The sequence below is a fragment of the Blautia sp. JLR.GB0024 genome, from assembly GCF_037000545.1.
In the GTDB taxonomy this organism is placed as follows: domain Bacteria; phylum Bacillota; class Clostridia; order Lachnospirales; family Lachnospiraceae; genus Blautia; species Blautia celeris.
This window is the reverse complement of the sequence record NZ_JBANBF010000042.1, coordinates 1-1,910: the sequence shown is the minus strand read 5'-3', so window position 1 is coordinate 1,910 and position 1,910 is coordinate 1. Positions and strand designations below refer to the sequence as shown.

General features: G+C 43.6%; 2 protein-coding genes. Both read left to right on the top strand.

The window, feature by feature from the left end; all coding sequences use genetic code 11:
* Positions 1-264 precede the first annotated feature (264 nt).
* On the top strand, positions 265-390 hold the full coding sequence (locus tag V8Q34_RS27335; RefSeq protein WP_255611085.1) for a hypothetical protein: 126 nt from the start codon (positions 265-267) through the stop codon (positions 388-390).
* Between the two features lie 56 nt (positions 391-446).
* On the top strand, positions 447-1,838 hold the full coding sequence (ltrA, locus tag V8Q34_RS27330) for a group II intron reverse transcriptase/maturase (protein WP_291587187.1): 1,392 nt from the start codon (positions 447-449) through the stop codon (positions 1,836-1,838).
* The last annotated feature ends 72 nt before the right edge of the window (positions 1,839-1,910 follow it).

Sequence of the window (1,910 nt, the reverse complement as noted above, 5' to 3'; positions counted from 1 at the left end):
TTATGTGCGCCTGGCGGCGCACGTTTCCAACGAGTGAAAGTCTCGAATCCGCCCGGTAGTGGGAAGGATATAGCCGAAAGCAAGGGTGTCCGCCGTGAGACGGAATCGGAAGGAAGCTGGATATGGGGAACATACTAACCCATGGGCAAATCTCCGGTCTGACGAACAGAAATCACATAAAAGGTTATGCATGAGGGTAAGGCTGCATAACAAGTCGAAGCCCAATAACTACACGGAATCATGCATGATAAATGTGGCAGATAGATGGAGAGAAGGAAACGTGTGGTACCCAGGGAGGTCTGTGTGGAATGCTCTGAAAGGAGTAACCATAACTGTAAGGTTATGCTGAACGCACAGAAGTCAGCAGAGGTCATAGTAGTCGAAAGATGAAGGACCGAATCAATAGGAGCCTTGAGTATGACCGAGAAAGGGAGGAATGACTTACAATGACAGAAAACATGAACAATGGCTGTTCGCAAAGAGATAATGCGGAACATGAAGGGTATGCGAAAGCGTCTAGGTCGTTCAATCGGATATGGAAAGAAAGAGACAGTGCACAGCCGAAACTCTTAGAGGCGATACTGTACAAGGGCAACATGAACAGAGCGTACAAAAGAGTAAAGGCAAACAAGGGAGCGGCGGGAATTGACGGAATGACCGTTGAAGAAGCACTCCCATATTTAAGGGAACATCAAAAGGAGTTGACAGACCGAATATTAAGAGGGAAATATACTCCGTCTCCAGTAAGGAGAGTTGAAATCCCAAAAGCAGATGGTGGTGTGCGAAAGCTAGGCATACCGACAGTGATAGACCGAACCATACAACAGGCAATAGCACAACAGCTAATGCCAATCTATGAACCACTCTTTAGCGAAACGAGTTACGGATATCGCCCGAACAGAAGCGCAAAAGACGCAATCCTTAAGGTAAAAGAGTATGCAGAACAAGGCTATACCTATGCGGTATCGCTGGATTTATCGAGATATTTTGATACGTTAAATCATGAACTGTTATTAAACCTTTTACGCAAGAATGTAAAAGATGAAAGAGTAATCCAACTCATAAAACGATATCTGAAAAGTGGTGTAATGGAAAATGGAGTGGTAATGGAAACGGAAGAAGGTTCTCCGCAAGGTGGAAATCTTTCGCCGTTACTGGCAAATATCTATCTGAATGAGTTTGACCAAGAGTTCTTTAAGAGAGGTGTGCCTTGTGTCAGATATGCTGATGACATAGTGTTGTTAGCAAAGAGCAAGCGAGCATCAGAAAGACTGTTGGAAAGCAGTACGAAATATCTCGAAGAGAAACTGAAACTAACAGTGAACAGAAAGAAAAGCCGTACTGTCAGTGTGTTTGCAATCCGAAAATTTAAGTTCCTTGGCTTTACGTTGGGAAGGAATGGTAGTGGCATATATGTCCGAGTTCATCCAAAGTCATGGAAGAAATTTAAGTCAAAACTGAAAACCTTATCTTCCCGTAAGAAGTGTCAGAGCATAAAACCGAGTCTTGAAGAGATAAAGGTGTATGCTAGGGGCTGGCTGAATTACTACGGAATCGCAAGCATGAAGAACAACATAGAAGATATCAACGGATGGCTCTATCACAGAATACGCATGTGTATATGGAAACAGTGGAAGCTGCCTAAAACGAAAAAGAGAAATCTAATCAGAATGGGAATTCCAGAATACTATGCACATATAGCGGCTAACAGTCGAAAAGGACATTGGTTCTCTTCAAATCTTACGACAGTAAAGAGAGCTATGTTAAAAGAAAGACTGATAAACAGTGGCTTTTATGATTTAGCCACAGCCTATCAGTCTGTGCATGTCAACTATTGAAACCGCCGTGTACCGAACGGTACGCACGGTGGTGTGAGAGGACGGGAGCTAGTCACTCCCTCCTACTCTATT